Annotated in this window: 17 protein-coding genes; 2 read left to right on the top strand and 15 right to left on the bottom strand. The window is 73.0% G+C overall.

What is annotated here, in order from left to right; all coding sequences use genetic code 11:
* Nucleotides 1-54: 54 nt before the first annotated feature.
* From cbiE to ACFV6D_RS33255, 15 genes are all read right to left on the bottom strand, one after another.
* Nucleotides 55-1320, bottom strand: coding sequence for a precorrin-6y C5,15-methyltransferase (decarboxylating) subunit CbiE (gene cbiE, locus ACFV6D_RS33185; protein WP_063346833.1), 1266 nt, complete (start codon nt 1318-1320; stop codon nt 55-57).
* Between the two features lie 253 nt (nt 1321-1573).
* The gene (locus ACFV6D_RS33190) at nt 1574-2215 is read right to left on the bottom strand and encodes a GNAT family N-acetyltransferase (protein ID WP_380491359.1); all 642 of its coding nucleotides are present in this window, start codon (nt 2213-2215) and stop codon (nt 1574-1576) included.
* A 197-nt stretch (nt 2216-2412) separates the two neighbouring features.
* Nucleotides 2413-3237, bottom strand: coding sequence for a MetQ/NlpA family ABC transporter substrate-binding protein (locus tag ACFV6D_RS33195; RefSeq protein ID WP_063346836.1), 825 nt, complete (start codon nt 3235-3237; stop codon nt 2413-2415).
* A gap of 58 nt (nt 3238-3295) precedes the next feature.
* Entirely contained in the window at nt 3296-4033 is a 738-nt protein-coding gene (locus tag ACFV6D_RS33200; RefSeq protein WP_363372851.1) for a methionine ABC transporter permease, read from the bottom strand.
* A complete protein-coding gene (locus tag ACFV6D_RS33205; RefSeq protein ID WP_380345277.1) occupies nt 4030-5055 on the bottom strand; it encodes a methionine ABC transporter ATP-binding protein in 1026 nt (341 codons plus the stop codon). The genes ACFV6D_RS33200 and ACFV6D_RS33205 overlap by 4 nt, the downstream gene beginning before the upstream one ends.
* 579 nt (nt 5056-5634) lie before the next feature.
* Entirely contained in the window at nt 5635-6138 is a 504-nt protein-coding gene (locus ACFV6D_RS33210) for a GNAT family N-acetyltransferase (RefSeq protein WP_063346839.1), read from the bottom strand.
* 455 nt (nt 6139-6593) lie between these two features.
* Nucleotides 6594-6851: a hypothetical protein gene (locus ACFV6D_RS33215; protein WP_159398377.1), complete on the bottom strand. Its 258-nt coding sequence runs from the start codon at nt 6849-6851 to the stop codon at nt 6594-6596.
* Between the two features lie 107 nt (nt 6852-6958).
* Nucleotides 6959-8395, bottom strand: coding sequence for an argininosuccinate lyase (argH, locus tag ACFV6D_RS33220; protein WP_363372855.1), 1437 nt, complete (start codon nt 8393-8395; stop codon nt 6959-6961).
* A gap of 44 nt (nt 8396-8439) precedes the next feature.
* On the bottom strand, nt 8440-9633 hold the full coding sequence (locus ACFV6D_RS33225; RefSeq protein ID WP_063346842.1) for an argininosuccinate synthase: 1194 nt from the start codon (nt 9631-9633) through the stop codon (nt 8440-8442).
* A gap of 182 nt (nt 9634-9815) precedes the next feature.
* Complete coding sequence (locus ACFV6D_RS33230) at nt 9816-10364, bottom strand: arginine repressor (RefSeq protein WP_063346843.1); 549 nt, start codon at nt 10362-10364, stop codon at nt 9816-9818.
* Nucleotides 10365-10387: 23 nt separating this feature from the next.
* Nucleotides 10388-11593 carry an acetylornithine transaminase gene (locus tag ACFV6D_RS33235; RefSeq protein WP_380562509.1) on the bottom strand — a complete coding sequence of 402 codons (1206 nt, stop codon included), beginning with the start codon at nt 11591-11593 and terminating at the stop codon, nt 10388-10390.
* Nucleotides 11590-12465, bottom strand: a complete 876-nt coding sequence (gene argB, locus ACFV6D_RS33240; RefSeq protein WP_063350977.1) for an acetylglutamate kinase — start codon at nt 12463-12465, stop codon at nt 11590-11592. The genes ACFV6D_RS33235 and argB overlap by 4 nt, the downstream gene beginning before the upstream one ends.
* A 143-nt stretch (nt 12466-12608) precedes the next feature.
* On the bottom strand, nt 12609-13763 hold the full coding sequence (gene argJ, locus ACFV6D_RS33245; protein ID WP_063350978.1) for a bifunctional glutamate N-acetyltransferase/amino-acid acetyltransferase ArgJ: 1155 nt from the start codon (nt 13761-13763) through the stop codon (nt 12609-12611).
* Nucleotides 13764-13777: 14 nt separating this feature from the next.
* The gene (gene argC, locus ACFV6D_RS33250; protein ID WP_063346845.1) at nt 13778-14806 is read right to left on the bottom strand and encodes an N-acetyl-gamma-glutamyl-phosphate reductase; all 1029 of its coding nucleotides are present in this window, start codon (nt 14804-14806) and stop codon (nt 13778-13780) included.
* Between the two features lie 162 nt (nt 14807-14968).
* Nucleotides 14969-16171, bottom strand: a complete 1203-nt coding sequence (locus ACFV6D_RS33255) for a methyltransferase (RefSeq protein ID WP_380491355.1) — start codon at nt 16169-16171, stop codon at nt 14969-14971.
* 82 nt (nt 16172-16253) lie between these two features.
* On the opposite strand from ACFV6D_RS33255, the gene ACFV6D_RS33260 reads away from it, so the two are divergent.
* Both ACFV6D_RS33260 and ACFV6D_RS33265 read left to right on the top strand, forming a co-directional pair.
* Nucleotides 16254-16679, top strand: coding sequence for a VOC family protein (locus ACFV6D_RS33260; protein WP_063346847.1), 426 nt, complete (start codon nt 16254-16256; stop codon nt 16677-16679).
* Between the two features lie 64 nt (nt 16680-16743).
* Complete coding sequence (locus ACFV6D_RS33265) at nt 16744-17118, top strand: RNA-binding S4 domain-containing protein (protein ID WP_063346848.1); 375 nt, start codon at nt 16744-16746, stop codon at nt 17116-17118.
* Nucleotides 17119-17280: the final 162 nt, after the last annotated feature.

The raw sequence follows: 17280 nt of genomic DNA on the forward strand, positions 1-17280 counted from the left end.
GAGCAGAATGCGCCCGGCGGATCAGGCCGAATCCACAGGACGCACCCCGGTCCTTCACGCGATCTGCTCACCCCAGAGCAGCAGCACGCCGGTTCCACCCGCCCCCAGAACCAGCCCGCCACCGGCGCCACCGGCGGCCGACAGCGGAGTGGACTGCAGCAGCACACCGTCCGCCCGGTAGCCGGCCTCGGCGATCGCCCGGTGGATCTGCTCCCCCTCCGCGAGGGTCCGGGGCACCGCGACGAACCGCTCAGGACGGCGGGCCAGCACCGCGCGCACCACGTCGAGGCCGCCGGACTCCACCACCGCCACGTCCGGCTCGGGCAGGCCGCCCAGCACCTCGGGGCCCTGCCCGTGCACGGTCTCCACCTCGACGCCGTACCGGCGCGCGTTCACCGCCAACCCGGCGCAGGCCGAGCGGGACGCCTCGACCGCGACCACGGCGGCGCCGAAGCGGGCCGCCTCCACCGCGAGGGCGCCGCTGCCCGCGCCGACCGACCAGACCAGGTCCCCCGGACGAGCACCCAGACGGGCCAGCACCAGGGCGCGCACGTGCGCGGGGAGCGCCTCCGATGCGCCGGGCTCGTCCCCCGCGCGCCCGGCGCCCGCGTAGGCGTCACCGGGGAGCGCCCAGCCGCGGTCCGCGCCGGGGAAGCCGACCGGGCGCCCTGCCAGCCAGCCGGCCTCCGTGTCGACCCCGCCAGCCTGGGGACCGCCGTGGCCGCCGATCACCAGCACCACGTTGGGGTCGCGCCACACGTGGTCGGCGATCCGGTCGGAGGTGAGGACGGTGACGTCCTCGTCCGGGGTGCCGAGGGCCTCGCAGACCACGAAGGTCCGGTGCACCCCGCGCAGCATGAGGGCCAGTTCGCTCGGCCCCGCGCCGGGCGCGGTCAGCACCGCGACCTTGGGGTGGGCCCGGCAGATGTTGGCCGCGCGGCGCAGCCGTCCGCCGTGGGCGCTGACCACCTGGGCGTCCTCCCAGGGCATGCCGGCCCGGGCGAAGGCGGCGGCGACCGAGGAGACGGCGGGCAGGACTTCCAGTTCGAGGCCGTACTCGGGGCGGCGCAGCGCGCGCACGACGCCGAAGAAGCCCGGGTCGCCCTCGGCGACCACGACGGCGGCGCCGCGGTGCTCGGCGATCCGCCGGGCGGCCTGCCGGACGTTGCCGAGGGTGATCCGCTCGGCGGCGTCCGGCACCGGGAGGGCGTTCAGTTGGTAGGGGGCGCCGGCCACCAGGGTCGCTGCGGCGAGGGCCGCGCCGGCGGCCTCGGTCAGCGGCGTGCCGTCCCACCCGATGACCGTGATCCGGTCAGCCATCTGCGGCCGTTCTCCCTCGACTCGGTGCGCGGACCGGCCTGCGCCCCGGGGTGTCCCTGTGGTGTCACCCGGTGTGCGACTCGGTGCGCCGACAAACCGCGCCGATGTGCGGCGCCGGTGCAGAGGCTACCGGGTGTGATCCCCTCGGCGCCGACATCTCGTACACATGTCCGTGACGAGCCGCCGGCGGATCGGCTGCTCAGGCGGCTCAAACGGCTCGGGCGGTACAGGCGGCTCGCGCGATCGGGGCGGCTCAGTCGCGCAGCACGTAGCGCTGGTCGCCGTGCCAGCCGCCCCGCTGCGGCTCGGGCTCGGGCGCGTCCAGGTCCTCCGGGAGCAGGCTCCACAGGATGAGGTCGCTGCGGCTCTCCACCGCGGCCTCGCCGGACTCGCCCCGGACTATCCAGGCGCTGCGCAGCACGCCCTCGCTGATGCCGCCGATCTTCTGGGCGACCTGCTGGGCGGCGGTGTTCCCGGCGGCGGTGCGCAGCTCCAGGCGCAGGAAGTCGCGGTCCTCGAACAGCCACTGGCTGACGCCGAGGACGGCCTCGGGCGCGTAGCCCTCGCCGCGGGCCCAGGAGGCGGTGACGTAGGAGATCTCGGTGCTGCGCAGGCGCCAGTCGGTGTTGCGCAGTTCGACCAGGCCGACCAGACGCTGGGTGAGGTGCTCGGTGACGGCGAAGACGATGCCGCGGCCGGCGGCCCGGTGGGCGGGGGCGAGGGTGCGGGCGAGTTCGGTCGCGTACGCCTCGGTGAAGGGGTGCGGCAGATCGGTCCAGGCCAGGACGAGTTCGTCCGCCATCATCGTGGCCAGGCCGGGCGCGTCGTCCTCCGCAAGGGGCCGCAGCAGAAGCCGTTCGGTGCTGATGGCGGTCTCGGGGAAGCTCGCTGCCATGCCGTCTCTCCTCGCCGGGTCGTGAACACAACACCGTACGCCCCCGCCGTGCCCCGGGTGTCACGCGGTGCGCCGCCCGCACGACGGTACGTCAGAACGCCGCCGACCAGGGCGCCCCGGGTGCATCCTGCCCGACCGGGCCCCCGCCGAGGTGCGGCGGGGGCCGGTCGGGATCAGGGCGTGGATCGGACCGCGGCTCAGAAGGCCGGGATGACCGAGCCCTGGAAGGTGTCGTCGATGTACTTCTTGACCTCGTCGGAGTGCAGCAGCTCGGCCAGCTTCTTCACGCGCGGGTCGTTCTCCTTGCCCTTCTTCACGGCGAGGATGTTGGCGTACGGGTTGCCCTCGGCCTTCTCCAGCACCAGCGCGTCGGTGGCGGGCTTCAGGCCGGAGTCGAGCGCGTAGTTGCCGTTGATGACGGCGGCGTCGAGGTCGGCGATGGAGCGGGGCAGCTGGGCGGCCTCCAGCTCCTTCCACTTGAGGTTCTTCGGGTTGCCCGTCACGTCGGCCGGGGTGGCGGCGGTGGTGACGCCGTCCTTCAGCGTGATGAGCTTGTTGTCGGCGAGCAGCTTGAGCGCGCGGCCCTCGTTGGTGGCGTCGTTGGGCAGGCCGACGGTGGCGCCGTCCGGCAGGTCGGCGATCGACTTGACCTTCTTGGAGTAGACGCCGAGCGGCTCCAGGTGCACGGGCTCGACCGAGACGATGTCGGTGCCGTGCTTCTTGTTGAAGTCCTCCAGGTACGGGACGTGCTGGAAGTAGTTGGCGTCGGCCGAACCGTCCTGCACCGCCGTGTTGGGGGTCACGTAGTCGGTGACCTCCTTGATGTCGAGCTTGAGGCCCGCCTTGGCCGCGAGGTTGTCCTTGACGTACTTGAGGATCTGCCCGTGCGGGGTGGGGCTGGCGATGACCTTGAGCGGCGCGTTCGGGTCCGAGGAGGAGGACCCGGAGCTGCCGCACGCGGCCAGCGAGAGGGCGATGCCGGCGGTGGCGAGGATGCTGGTGAACTTCAGGGCGTTGCGCACGAAAAGTGCCTTTCTGCGTGATACGGGGAGCCGCGGTCCGGTGTCGGACCCGGGAGGTCTAGGGGGCGACGAGGTCCTCGTCGGGGGCGGCCGGTCCGGCCGGGGTGCGGCCCAGCAGGCGGGTCCGGCCGCCGGTGCCGCCGCGGTTGGCGAGGCGCCGGACGGCGAAGTCGCCGATCAGCTGGACGGCGGTGACGAGGATCACCAGCTCGGCCACGATGACCCACATGAAGGCGGTCTCGAAGCGCTGGTAGCCGTAGTTGACGGCGAGCGTGCCGAGGCCGCCGCCGCCGACCGTGCCGGCCATCGCGGAGTAGCTGATCAGCGTGATGATCGTGGTGGTCACCGAGGCGGCGATGCCGGGCAGCGCCTCCGGGAGCAGCGTCTTGCGGACGATCGTCCAGGTGCTGCCGCCCATCGCCTGGACGGCCTCGACCAGGCCGCGGTCGACCTCGCGGACGGAGGTCTCGACCAGGCGGGCGAAGAACGGGATGGCGCCGATGGTGAGCGGCACGGTCGCCGCCTGCCAGCCGATGGAGGTGCCGACCAGCCAGCGGGTGAAGGAGATCAGCGCGATCATCAGGATGATGAACGGCACCGAGCGGGCGATGTTCACCACGAAGGCGATCGACTTGTTGACGGCCCGGTTCGCCAGCAGCCCGCCCTTGTCGGTCAGCACCAGCAGGATGCCCAGCGGCAGGCCGAGCAGCACGGTGACGGCCGTGGAGACGCCGACCATCTGGAAGGTCTCCTGCGTGGCGGGCCCCATCAGGGCCCACATCTGGTCCCAGGTCATGCCACCGCTCCGTCCACCGCGCCCAGTACGTCCACCTGCAGGCCCTGCTCGCGCAGGTAGCCGATCGGCACCACGTTGTCCTGGTGGCCGCCGGAGAGCTCGACCCGCATCCGGCCGACCATCCGGCCGGCGATGGTCTCCACCGCGGCGCCGAGGATGTTGATGTCGATCTGGTAGGTGCGGGCCAGCTGGGAGACGAAGGGCTGGGCCGAGGAGTCGCCCTGGAAGGTGATCTCCAGCACGGTCGAGCCGGGGTGGCCGGTGCCGAACTCGCTGAGCGGGAACAGCTCGCGGGCCAGCTCGGAGCCGGGCTCGGCCAGCAGGTCGGTCAGCCTGCCGGACTCGACCACCCGGCCGCCGCGCATCAGGGCCGCGGAGTCGCAGACGGACTTGATGACGTCCATCTCGTGGGTGATCAGCAGGACGGTGAGGCCGAGCTGCTGGTTGAGGTCGCGCAGCAGCTTGAGGATCGAACGGGTGGTCTCCGGGTCGAGCGCCGAGGTGGCCTCGTCGGAGAGCAGCACCTTGGGGTCGCCGGCCAGGGCCCGGGCGATGCCGACGCGCTGCTTCTGGCCGCCGGAGAGCTGGTTGGGGTAGCTGCGGGCCTTGTCGCCGAGGCCGACCAGGTCGAGCAGTTCGGCGGCCTTGCGGCGGCGCTGGGTGCGGTCCAGTCCGATGATCTCCAGCGGGAGCTCGACGTTCTGCTGGACGGTCCGCGAGGAGAGCAGGTTGAAGTGCTGGAAGACCATGCCGATCCGGCGCCGCGCCTCCCGCAGTTCCCGGCCGGCCCGGTTCTCGCCGCCGGACAGTGCGGTCAGCTCGACCCCGTCCACCGTGACGGTGCCGGAGGTCGGACGCTCCAGCATGTTCACGCAGCGGATGAGGGTGGACTTGCCGGCGCCGCTGGTGCCGACGACTCCGTAGACCTCGCCAGGGCGGACGTGCAGGTCGACGCCGGCGAGGGCGCTCACCTCGCGGCCTCGGGAGCGGTAGACCTTCGTGAGGTCCGTGGTGGTGATCACAGCTGCTTCCGTGGGTCGGGGGCGGGCGGCGGGCGGCCGCCCGACCGGGGTGCGGTCGGCGACGTGCACGGCGCTTCGCCAGGGGGATCCGGACCTGCCACCTCTTGATCGTGGCCGCTGCGCGGCCGGGCCGCGCGACGGCGTGGCCCTTACGAGTCATCGGGCGCGAGTCACGGGCACGAGTCGTCGTGGACGACCACCCGCCCATGGGTGGGCAGGCGGGGAGAAGGGGTGTGGCAGGCTGGGCGCGCTCGCACGGACGGGAACGACGCCGGGTCTCGCTTCGGGGCGCGAGGTGGGGGCACCCTCGACCGGGTGCCGGGGGCGGTGGCCCTCAGCGGTGACACATTCGACGGCACATGGCGCGCTCACCTGCCGGCAGGGTGCCGGTGGGGGTCCATTTCGTCGTCGCAGTCATGTGAGCCAGTAAATCAGATGGGTCGATTTGGACCCAATTACTTGGATGTGATGTCCGCAATGCGGACACCCGGCGCCGCCACCAGCGACGATACGGCTCGGCGCCGCCACCGGAGTGTCCGGATGGTGGCGGCGCCGTGCGGGCCGGAACGGGCGGAGGGCTCAGGCGGTCGCGGCGAGCGACACCACGGCGGGCTTCTCCAGGTGCACCAGGCTGAGCCGGTCGGTGACCGGCTCGACCGCGGACTGGCGGTAGCCCAGGCGGGTGTACAGCCGCAGGTTGCCGAGGCTGCGGTGGCCGGTGAACAGGCGGTAGGAGGTCACCGGACGGCCGTCCTCGGCGAGGCGGCGCTCCAGCGCGTCCAGCAGCCGGCCGCCCAGGCCGTGCCGCTGCATCCTCGGGTGGACGACCAGGCGCCCTATCCGGCCGACGCCCTCGGCGTCGACGTGACCACGGACGGTGCCGACCACCTCGTCGCCCAGCCGGGCGACCAGGACGTACTGCCCGGACAGTTCGGCGCGCAGGCTCTCCAGGCTCTGCGTCAGGGGCTCGATCGCCCAGTCGCCGTACAGCTCCGCCTCGGGCTGGTAGCCGAGGTACTGGAGCTTGAGGATCTGCTCCGCGTCCTCGGCGTCCGCCGCCGAGATGATCACGCTCATGCCCATGTGCTGGGGCCTCCCCATCGTCGTGCCCGGCGCGCAAACGTGAGGGTGCCGCACCGGATGTCCTGCCGGAGATGTCCCGGCCGGGGATCTGCCCTGACCGGGGGTGGCGCACGAACGTACCAGCCGCGCGGCCCGGAAGTGCCCGGGTCGACGGCGACGCGCTCACGCTCAGTATCCGAGCGATCGCGGCACCGTCAAGAGCTACGTTCGCCAGCGCTCTACCCGCGTGTCAGCTGCTCTCAACCTTCCGGGCGTTCGACGTGGCGAGGGTCACGCGGGGGCGGGGCGGGTGGTGGGGCGGCTGGTGGGCGCCGCGCGCGGGGCGTGGCCGGGGGCGGCGACGGCTCGACGTGGCGAGGGTCACGCGGCGGCCGGGCGTGCGGAGCGTCACCCGGGCGGAGCCGCCTCCGGGGTGATCTGCGTGCGGAGCGTCACCGGCCGCTCGCGGATACCGCTCACGGGTACCGCTCGGCATGGAGGAGGATCCGCAGGCAGGCGAGGCAGCGGGAGCGGGTCGGCCCGATCGAGCCGCGCGGCATGCCGAGGCGTTCGGAGAGCTCCCGGTAGGTCGGCGGCGGATCCTCGGCGAGGGCGGCGACCAGCTCGGGGCAGCGGCCCGGCAGGCCGGCCACGGTCTCGCGGACCACGCGGCGGCGGCGTTCGGCGAGGAAGACGTCCTCGGCGGAGGGGACGGGCGGAAGGGTAGTGCACACACCGTGCATGACGGGCCGGGGCGGGCCGGGTTACGCCCGACCGGGGGTGCGGACGCCGGAGGGGCGCGACGGTCGGACCGTCACGCCCCTCCCCCGCAGACCGGCGGTCAGCCCTGGATCCACTCCTGCTGCCGCGCCAGGTCCGCCTTCACCTCGGCGAGCTGGACCGCCACCGCCGACGGCGCGGTGCCGCCGCGCCCGTTGCGCGAGGCGATGGCGCCGTGCACGCTGAGCACCGACCGGACCTCGGGCGTCAGGTGCACCGAGATCGCCGCGAACTGCTCGTCCGTCAGGTCGGACAGCTCGATGCCCTCGGCCTCGCAGACCTTGACGCAGGCGCCGGCCACCTCGTGCGCGACCCGGAACGGCACGCCCTGCCTGACCAGCCACTCGGCGATGTCGGTGGCGAGCGAGAAGCCGGCCGGGGCCAGCTCCTCCAGCCGCTCCCGGTGCACGGTGAGGGTGGCCATCATCCCGGTGAACGCGGGCAGCAGCACCTCCAGCGTGTCGCAGGAGTCGAACACCGGCTCCTTGTCCTCCTGGAGGTCCCGGTTGTAGGCGAGCGGCAGGGCCTTGAGGGTGGCCAGCAGGCCGGTCAGGTTGCCGATCAGCCGGCCGGACTTGCCCCGGGCCAGCTCGGCGATGTCCGGGTTCTTCTTCTGCGGCATGATCGAGGAACCGGTGGAGAAGGCGTCGTGCAGCGTGATGAAGCCGAACTCCTTGGTGTTCCAGATGATCACCTCCTCCGCGATCCGGGAGAGGTTGATGCCGATCATCGCGGTCACGAACGCGAACTCGGCGACGAAGTCGCGCGAGGCCGTGCCGTCGATGGAGTTGCCGACCGAGCCGCCCTCGAAGCCGAGGTCGGCGGCGACGGCCTGCGGGTCGAGGCCGAGCGAGGAGCCGGCCAGCGCCCCGGAGCCGTACGGGGAGACGGCGGTGCGGACGTCCCACTGGCGCAGCCGCTCGGCGTCCCGGCCGAGGGCCTGCACGTGCGCGAGGACGTGGTGGGCGAAGAGGACGGGCTGGGCGTGCTGGAGGTGCGTGCGCCCCGGCATCGCGGTGTCCGGGTGCGCCTCGGCGAGGCCGACCAGGGCGTGCTGGAGGTCGAGCACCAGGGCGCCGATGGTCTTGGCGTGGTCCCGCAGGTACATCCGGAACAGGGTGGCGATCTGGTCGTTGCGCGAGCGCCCGGCCCGCAGCTTGCCGCCGAGGTCGGCGCCGAGGCGCTCCAGCAGGCCGCGCTCCAGGGCGGTGTGCACGTCCTCGTCGGCGACGGTCCCGGTGAAGGTGCCCGCCTGGACGTCGGCGAGCAGCTGGTCGAGGCCGGCCAGCATCGCGGCGAGCTCGTCGTCGGAGAGCAGGCCGGCCTTGTGCAGGACCCGGGCGTGGGCCTTGGAGCCGGCGATGTCGTACGGCGCGAGGCGCCAGTCGAAGTGGACCGAGGCGGAGAGCCTGGCCAGCGCCTCGGACGGGCCGTCGGCGAAGCGCGCGCCCCAGAGGCGGACGTCGGCGGTCTGGTCGGCGTGCTGGTCGGCGGACATCGCGTGGGCTCCTGACGGGGAAGGGGAGTGGGGACGGGAGGGGATCAGGCGAGGTCGCGGCGGGCGGCGAGCTTCGAGGACATCCCGAAGATCTCGATGAAGCCCTTGGACATCGACTGGTCGAAGGTGTCGCCGGTGTCGTAGGTGGCGAGGTTGAAGTCGTACAGCGACTGGTCGGACTTGCGGCCGTTGACCACGGCCCGGCCGCCGTGCAGGACCATCCGGATCTCGCCGGTGACGTGCTGGTTGGCCTCGTTCACGAAGCCGTCCAGCGCGCGCTTGAGCGGGGAGAACCAGAGGCCGTCGTAGACGAGTTCGGCCCAGCGCTGCTCCACCTGCCGCTTGTAGCGGGCGAGTTCGCGCTCGACGGTGACGTTCTCCAGGGCCTGGTGGGCGGTGATCAGGGCGATCGCGCCGGGGGCCTCGTAGATCTCCCGGGACTTGATGCCGACCAGCCGGTCCTCGACCATGTCCAGCCGGCCGATGCCCTGGGCGCCGGCCCGCTTGTTCAGCTCCTCGATGGCCTGGAGGACGGTGACCTTGCGGCCGTCGATCGCCACCGGGACGCCGGCGTCGAAGGTGATGACCACCTCGTCGGCCTCGCGCGGGGCGGCCGGGTCCTGGGTGTAGTCGTAGACGTCCTCGATCGGGGCGTTCCAGATGTCCTCCAGGAAGCCGGTCTCGACGGCCCGGCCGAAGACGTTCTGGTCGATCGAGTACGGGGACTTCTTGGTGGTGGCGATCGGCAGGCCCTTGGCCTCGGCGAAGGCGATCGCCTTGTCCCGGGTCATCGCGTAGTCGCGCACCGGGGCGATGCACTTCAGGCCGGGGGCCAGGGAGTTGATGCCGACCTCGAACCGGACCTGGTCGTTGCCCTTGCCGGTGCAGCCGTGCGCGACGGTGGTGGCGCCGTGCTTGCGGGCGGCGGCGGCCAGGTGCTTGACGATGACCGGCCGGGACAGCGCGGAGACCAGCGGGTACTGGCCCTGGTAGAGCGCGTTGGCCTTGATCGCCGGGAGGCAGTACTCGTCGGCGAACTCGTCGCGGGCGTCCGCGACCTCGGCCTCGACGGCGCCGCAGTCCAGCGCGCGCTGGCGGATCGCCTCCAGGTCCTCGCCGCCCTGGCCGACGTCGACGGCGACGGCGATGACCTCGGCGCCCGTCTCCTCGGCGATCCAGCCGATGCAGACGGAGGTGTCCAGTCCGCCCGAGTAGGCGAGTACGACGCGCTCGGCCACGGCTTTCTCCTTACAGCTCTACGTACAGGGTTTCCGTACAGGTTTACGGCGACAGGCATAAGTATGCACTACTCCGTATGAAACACAAAACCCCGGCCGGGGAAGTTCTCCACCGGTCGGGGTTTCGTGTCGTGTCGCGTCGTTGTGCGTCGTGACGCGTCGGGGTATCGCGTCGTGGCGCGCTACTGCGCCTTCGCCTGGGCGAGTTGCATGAGGTGGTCGGCGAGCGCCTGGCCGCCCGCCGGGTCCCGGCTGATCAGCAGGACGGTGTCGTCGCCGGCGATGGTGCCGATGATCTCGAACACCTCCGCCTGGTCGATCGCCGAGGCGAGGAACTGCGCGGCCCCCGGAGGGGTGCGCAGCACCACCAGGTTGCCGGAGGCCGTCGCGGAGACCATCAGCTCGCCGGCCAGCCGGGCCATCCGGCCCTCGCTGGCCGACTCGCCCATGGGCGCGCGCGGCGTGCGGTCGCCGCCCTCCGCCGGGACGGCGTAGATCAGCGCACCGTCCCGGTTGCGGATCTTGACCGCGCCCAGCTCGTCCAGGTCCCGGGAGAGGGTCGCCTGGGTGACCACGAGTCCGTCGTCGGCGAGCAGCTTGGCGAGCTGGCTCTGCGAGCGCACGGGCTGGCGGGTGAGCAGGTCCACGATCCGCCGGTGCCGCGCGGTGCGGGTCTGCGGCACCTGCGGCGACGGGCCTGCGGCGGACGGGCCGGAGTGGGAAACGGTCATGTGGTTATTCTCCCGGACAACGGTCAGCTCGCATCGGCCGGGGCGCCCTCGCGCACCGCCCGCAGGACGCCCGGCAGAGCGGCGAGGAAGGCGTCCGCCTCCTGCTCGGTCAGCACCAGCGGCGGGGCCAGCCGGACGGCGTCCGGGACGGCCGCGTTGACCAGGAAGCCCGCCTCCTGCGCGGCGGCCTGCACCCGCACCGACACCGGCTCGGTGAGCACGATGCCGAGCAGCAGTCCGGCGCCGCGCACGTGTGAGACCAGCGGGTCGCCGATCGCCTCGACGCCCTGGCGCAGCCGCTCGCCGAGCTTGCGGACGTGCTCCAGCAGGCCCTCGGACTCGATGGTGTCCAGCACCGCGAGCCCGGCCGCCGCGGCCACCGGGTTCCCGCCGAAGGTGGTGCCGTGCTGGCCCGGGGTGAGCAGTTCGGCGGCCTCGCCGAAGGCCAGCACCGCGCCCATCGGCAGCCCGCCGCCGAGCGCCTTGGCGAGGGTGACGACGTCCGGCTCGACGCCCTCGACGGCCTGGTGGGCGTACCAGTACCCGGTGCGGCCGACGCCGGTCTGGATCTCGTCCAGGATCAGCAGGGTGCCCGTCGCCCGGGTGATCTCGCGGGCCGCCCTCAGGTAGCCCTCGGGCAGCGGGATGGCGCCGTTCTCGCCCTGGATCGGCTCCAGGAAGACCGCCGCGGTCTCGGTGGTGACGGCCGCGCGCAGCGCCTCGACGTCGCCGAACGGGACGTGCGTGACGTCGCCGGGCAGCGGGCGGAACGGCTCCTGCTTGGCCGGCTGGCCGGTGAGCGCGAGGGCGCCCATCGTCCGGCCGTGGAAGGCGCCCTGGAGGGCGACCAGGTGGGTGCGGCCGGTCCGGCGGCTGATCTTGAACGCGGCCTCGTTGGCCTCGGCGCCGGAGTTGCAGAAGAACACCCGGCCGCCGTCCCGGCCGTCCAGCCGCAGCAGCCGCTCGGCGAGGGCGATGGTCGGCTCGGCCATGAAGAGGTTGGAGACGTGGCCCAGGGTGGCGATCTGCCGGCTGACCGCCTCGACGACCGCCGGGTGGGCGGTGCCGAGGGCGTTGACGGCGATGCCGCCGAGCAGGTCGGTGTACTCCTTGCCGTCGGCGTCCCAGAGCTTGGCGCCCGCACCGCGCACCAGCGCGATCCGCGGGGTGCCGTAGTTGTCGGTGAAGGCGTGCTGCCACCGGCCGGTCAGTTGCTCGTTCGCGGTCATGCCAGTCCCCCGGTCACGGTCTGTTCGTCGTCCGGCACGACCATCGTGCCGATGCCCTCGTCGGTGAAGATCTCCAGCAGCAGGCTGTGCTGCACCCGGCCGTCCAGGACGCGGGCGGTGCCCACCCCGGAGCGGACGGCGCGCAGGCAGCCCTCCATCTTGGGGAGCATGCCGCTGGCCAGGCTCGGCAGCAGCTCCTCCAGCTCGCTCGCGGCGAGTTGGCTGATCACGTCGTCGGAGTTCGGCCAGTCCGCGTAGAGGCCCTCGACGTCGGTCAGGACCACCAGCATCTCGGCGCCCAGCGAGACCGCCAGGGCGGCCGCGGCGGTGTCGGCGTTGATGTTGTAGACGTGGCCGTCGGCGCCGCGCGCGATCGAGGAGATGACCGGGATCCGGCCGTCGGCGATCAGCGCTTTCACGGCGCCGGCCTCGATGTTGACGATGTCGCCGACCAGGCCGATGTCGACCTGCTCGCCGTCCACCACCGCGTACCGCTTGACCGCCGTCATGGTGTGCGCGTCCTCGCCGGTCATGCCGACGGCGAACGGGCCGTGCTCGTTGAGCAGGCCGACCAGTTCGCGCTGCACCTGGCCGGCCAGCACCATCCGGACCACGTCCATGGTCTCGGGGGTGGTGACCCGCAGGCCGTTGGTGAAGCTGGACTCCAGGCCGAGCCGCTCCAGCTGGGCGCTGATCTGCGGGCCGCCGCCGTGCACCACGACGGGGTGCAGGCCGGCGTAGCGCAGGAAGACGACATCCTGGGCGAAGGCCGACTTGAGGCTCTCGTCCACCATGGCGTTGCCGCCGAACTTGATCACGACGGTCTTGCCGTGGAAGCGCTCCAGCCACGGCAGCGCCTCGATCAGCGTCATCGCCTTGGGCAACGCGGTGTTGTTGCGGGCCTGTTCGCCCTTGGGTGCGATCTTCACGGGTGTCCCTCGTCCGAACGGGTGTCGCGCATCGGGTGTCGCGGATCAGGTGTCGCGCATCGGTGGCGCGCGTCACCTGTCGGGCATCAGGTCGAGTAGGCGCTGTTCTCGTGGACGTAGTCGGCGGTGAGGTCGTTGGTCCACAACGAGGCGCTCGCCGTACCGGCGTTGAGGTTCGCGGTGATGACGACCTCGCGGCCGGCCATGTCCACCAGGGTGCGGTCCTCGCCGACGCTGCCGTCCTTGCAGACCCAGACGCCGTTGATGGCCACGTCCAGCCGGTCCGGCTCGAAGGCGGCGTCGGTGGTGCCGATCGCGGCCAGCACCCGGCCCCAGTTGGGGTCCTCGCCGTGGATCGCGCACTTGAGCAGGTTGTTTCGGCTGATCGTCCGGGCGACGTCGACGGCCTCCTGCTCGGTGGCGGCGCCGGTGACGTCGATCCGGATGTCCTTGCTGGCGCCCTCGGCGTCGGCGATCAGCTGGCGGGCCAGGTCGGCGCTGACGGTGCGGACCGCCTCGGCGAACTCGGCCTCGTCCGGGACGACGCCGGAGGCGGCCGAGGCCAGCAGCAGCACGGTGTCGTTGGTGGACATGCAGCCGTCGGAGTCGATCCGGTCGAAGGTGGTGCGGGTGGCGCCGCGCAGCGCGGTGTCCAGGGCGGCGGCGTCCAGGTCGGCGTCGGTGGTGATCACGACCAGCATGGTGGCCAGGCTCGGGGCGAGCATGCCCGCGCCCTTGGCCATGCCGCCGACCGTCCAGCCCGCCGGGCTGGTGACCTGGGCGGTCTTGTGCACGGTGTCGGTGGTCTTGATGGCGATCGCGGCGGCCTCGCCGCCGGTCGCGCTCAGCTCCCGGGCGGCCAGCGCGACGCCGGGCAGCAGGACATCCATCGGGAGGCGCTCGCCGATCAGGCCGGTGGAGGCGACGGCGACCTCGCCGGCGTTGAGCTCCAGCTCCTCGGCGACCTTCTCCGCGGTGGTGTGGGTGTCCTGGAAGCCGAGCGGGCCGGTGCAGGCGTTGGCGCCGCCGGAGTTGAGGACCACGGCGGACACCTGGCCGCCCTTGAGGACCTGCTCGGACCAGACGACCGGCGCGGCCTTGACCCGGTTGGCGGTGAAGACGCCGGCGGCGGCGAGCGCGGGGCCGTCGTTGACCACCAGGGCGAGGTCCGGGGTGCCGGAGGCCTTGATGCCAGCGGTCACGCCGGCGGCCCGGAAGCCCTTGGCGGCCGTCACGCCCACGTTCGTACTGTTGCTCACGGTGCGACTCCGTTCACGGGGAGGCCCAGCTCCTCGGGCAGGCCCAGGGCGATGTTCATGCTCTGCACCGCGCCGCCCGCGGTGCCCTTCACGAGGTTGTCGATCGCGCTGATCGCGATGATCCGCCCGGCGGTGGCGTCCAGCGCGACCTGGACGAGGGCGGTGTTGGCGCCGTAGACGCTGCTGGTCTGCGGCCACTGCCCCTCGGGCAGCAGGTGGACGAACGGCTCGTCCGCGAACGCCTCGGTGTAGGCGGCGCGCAGGCTCTCGGCGGTCACGCCGGGCCGCGCCTTGGCGGAGCAGGTGGCGAGGATGCCGCGCGGCATCGGGACGAGGGTCGGCGTGAAGGAGACGGTGACGGGCTCGCCCGCGACCGGGGTGAGGTTCTGCACCATCTCCGGGGTGTGCCGGTGCACGCCGCCGACGCCGTACGGGCTGACGTTGCCCATGACCTCGCTGCCCAGCAGGTGGGTCTTGGCGGCCTTGCCCGCACCGGAGGTGCCGGAGGCGGCGACCACGACGGCCTCCGGCTCGGCGAGCCCGGCCGCGTATGCCGGGAACAGCGCCAGGGACACGGCCGTCGGGTAGCAGCCGGGCACGGCGATCCGGTTGCTGCCCTTCAACGCGGCCCGGTGGCCGGGGAGTTCGGGCAGGCCGTAGGGCCAGGTGCCGGCGTGCGCGGAGCCGTAGAACTGCTCCCAGTCGGTGGCGGCGCGGAGCCGGAAGTCGGCGCCGCAGTCGACCACCAGGACGTTGTCGCCGAGCGCCTCGGCGACGGCGGCGGACTGGCCGTGCGGCAGCGCCAGGAAGACCACGTCGTGGCCGGCCAGCACCTCGGGGGTGGTGGGTTCGAGGACGCGGTCGGCGAGCGGGATCAGGTGCGGCTGGAGCGCGCCCAGCCGGGTGCCCGCGTTCGAGCCGCCGGTCAGCGCCCCGATCTCCACCTCCGGGTGGCCGAGCAGCAGACGCAGCACCTCGCCGCCCGCGTATCCGCTCGCGCCGGCGACGGCGACTCGCAATGCCATGGCGTTCCTCCTTTGTTGTGGCATGAATATACGCAGCACGGAACATTCATGCAAGGAGCTGCGGTCAGGACCCCGAAGAACGCCCGAAAACCGCCCTGCGCCCGCCCGGCCGGGCCGCCACCGGCCCGCGACCGACCCGCCACCGACCGGGCGGACGCCGGACTACCGCTTGACCGCGCGCAGCACCACGAACTTGGGGTTGCCCGCCACCAGCTGGCAGTTCCCGAAGAGACGCCGCAGCTTGACGTGGTAACCGAGATGGCGGTTGCCGACCACCCACAGCTCCCCGCCCGGCCGCAGCGCCCGCCGGGCACCGGTGAACATCCGCCAGGCGGTGGCGTCCGTGGTGGCCTGGTGCGAGTGGAACGGCGGATTGTTCAGGACGAGGTCCACCGAGCCCGCGGGCGCCACCTCCGGCGCCAGCGCGTCGGCCGTCAGGAACTCCGCCCGGGCGTCCGGGCCCAGATTGGCGCGGAAGGTCTCCTCCGCCGAGGCCACCGCCTGATGGGACTCGTCGACGAACACCAGCTCCGCACCCGGCCCGGCCAGCGCGGCGGCCGTGCCGACCACGCCGTTGCCGCAGCCCAGGTCGACCACCCGGGCCCCGGGCGCCGGGGTCGGCAGGTGGCCGAGGAAGAAGCGGGTGCCGATGTCGAGGCGCTCGGCGCAGAACGTGCCGGCGTGGTTGACCACCGTGCGCCCGGACACCGCTCCGACGTCCGGCGGCAGCGCGTAGCGGTGCGGCCACGGGCTGGGGCCGGGATCCAGCGCCGGATCCGGGGTGCAGAAGATCAGCCGGGCCTTGCGGGCGGCGAGCGAGGTGCGGGTCGGGCCGAGGATCCGCTCGAAGAGCTGGAGCGTGGAGGTGTGGATCTCGGCGACCATGCCGGCGCCGACCACCACCGTGCCCGGGTGGACGGCGGGGGCCAGCCGGTGCAGCTGGTCCTCCAGCAGGGCCAGGCTCTTGGGCACGCGCACCAGCAGGACGTCGATCCGCTCCGGCGGGGCGTCCCGGGTGGTCAGCAGCCGGGCCGGGTCGACGGTGGCGCCGGCCCGCGCCAGGTTGGCCAGGGTGGCCTGCCGGCCGAGGTGGGAGTCGACGATCTGCACCGGCTCGTGGGCGGCCAGCGCGGTGGTCAACGCGCCCCAGCGGTCGCCCAGGACGACGATCCGGCGGCCGGCCAGGTCGGTCACGGTGCCGGCGGCGCTGTCCGCCTCGCCCGCGAGGTGGCGCAGCAGGTACTCGTCGGCCGCGTCCCAGGCCCGCAGCCGCTCACGCGGGTCCTCGGGGAAGCGGGTGAGGTCGAAGGCGCCCCACGGCGTGCTGAACAGGGTCGCCGCGGCGGGCGTGATCTCGGGATTCATCGTGTTCTCAGGCTATCCGACGGCCCGACGGGGAACCGTTTCGACGGATACTGGAAGAGCCCGGCCGAGAGGGGTGAGGGCGATGGACTGGAAGCTCGAAGTCGTGGTGGTCCCGGTGTCGGACGTGGACCGCGCAAAGCTGTTCTACGAGGAGCTGGTCGGCTTCACGGTCGACCACGACACCCGGTTGCGCGACGGGGTCCGGGTCGTCCAGCTGACTCCCCCGGGCTCCACGTGCTCCATCGTGGTGGGCACCGGGGTCATCGGGGCGCCGCCCGGATCCGTGAAGGGACTGCAGCTGGTGGTACCGAACATCGACAAGGCGCACGCCGAACTCGCGGCCCGGGGCGTCGAGGTCAGCCCGGTCCAGCACTTCGAGGCGGGCAGCCGGGTGGACGGGCACGGCGAGGCGTGGAACTCCTTCGTGTTCTTCAACGACCCGGACGGCAACGGCTGGGCGGTCCAGGAGGCTCCGCAGGCGGCCCGGATGGTGCCGGAGGCGGCGTAGCAGGCGCCGCGGGCTCGGGCTCGGGCTCGGGCTCGGGCTCGGGCGGCTTGGGTAGGCTCCAGGGATGGCTGAACACGAGGGAAGCGTGCGGGTGGACAGCTGGATCTGGTCGGTCCGGCTCACCAAGACGCGGGCGCTGGCCGCCGCCGCCTGCCGGGCCGGACACGTGCGGGTGAACGGCGAGCGGGTCAAGCCGGCCCAGGCGCTGCGCCCCGGGGACGAGGTGCGGGTCCGCGAGGAGGGCTACGAGCGGGTCGTCGTGGTGCAGAAGCTCATCCGCAAGCGGGTCGGCGCGACGGTGGCGGCGGACTGCCTGATCGACAACAGCCCGCCGCGGCCGCCGCGCGAACTCGTCGCGACGGCCGGCGAGCGGGACCGGGGCGCCGGTCGCCCGACCAAGCGGGAGCGGCGCGACCTCGACCAGCTGCGCGGGCACTGATCCCCTCAGCGCGCGGTGTCGGCGCGTCCCGTCATCGCGCGGTGTCGGCGAGCACCTTGGCGAGGAACGCGTCCAGGTTGCCCACCGTCCGGTCGAGGGGGGGGGGGCACCGGCGCGCCCCCCGCGGGCGTTGTGGGCGCGGCCCCGCGCCGCCGCGGGCGC

This window comes from Kitasatospora sp. NPDC059812 (assembly GCF_042732075.1).
Lineage (GTDB): Bacteria > Actinomycetota > Actinomycetes > Streptomycetales > Streptomycetaceae > Kitasatospora.

Coding starts and splice junctions, on each gene's coding strand:
- ACFV6D_RS33210 (WP_063346839.1), bottom strand. CDS start 6,138: ATGGGCATGAGCGTGATCATCTCGGCGGCGGACGCCGAGGACGCGGAG.
- ACFV6D_RS33230 (WP_063346843.1), bottom strand. CDS start 10,364: ATGACCGTTTCCCACTCCGGCCCGTCCGCCGCAGGCCCGTCGCCGCAG.
- argC (WP_063346845.1), bottom strand. CDS start 14,806: ATGGCATTGCGAGTCGCCGTCGCCGGCGCGAGCGGATACGCGGGCGGC.
- cbiE (WP_063346833.1), bottom strand. CDS start 1,320: ATGGCTGACCGGATCACGGTCATCGGGTGGGACGGCACGCCGCTGACC.
- ACFV6D_RS33260 (WP_063346847.1), top strand. CDS start 16,254: ATGGACTGGAAGCTCGAAGTCGTGGTGGTCCCGGTGTCGGACGTGGAC.
- argB (WP_063350977.1), bottom strand. CDS start 12,465: ATGACGCTGATCGAGGCGCTGCCGTGGCTGGAGCGCTTCCACGGCAAG.
- ACFV6D_RS33190 (WP_380491359.1), bottom strand. CDS start 2,215: ATGGCAGCGAGCTTCCCCGAGACCGCCATCAGCACCGAACGGCTTCTG.
- ACFV6D_RS33265 (WP_063346848.1), top strand. CDS start 16,744: ATGGCTGAACACGAGGGAAGCGTGCGGGTGGACAGCTGGATCTGGTCG.
- ACFV6D_RS33255 (WP_380491355.1), bottom strand. CDS start 16,171: ATGAATCCCGAGATCACGCCCGCCGCGGCGACCCTGTTCAGCACGCCG.
- argH (WP_363372855.1), bottom strand. CDS start 8,395: ATGTCCGCCGACCAGCACGCCGACCAGACCGCCGACGTCCGCCTCTGG.
- ACFV6D_RS33200 (WP_363372851.1), bottom strand. CDS start 4,033: ATGACCTGGGACCAGATGTGGGCCCTGATGGGGCCCGCCACGCAGGAG.
- ACFV6D_RS33235 (WP_380562509.1), bottom strand. CDS start 11,593: ATGACCGCGAACGAGCAACTGACCGGCCGGTGGCAGCACGCCTTCACC.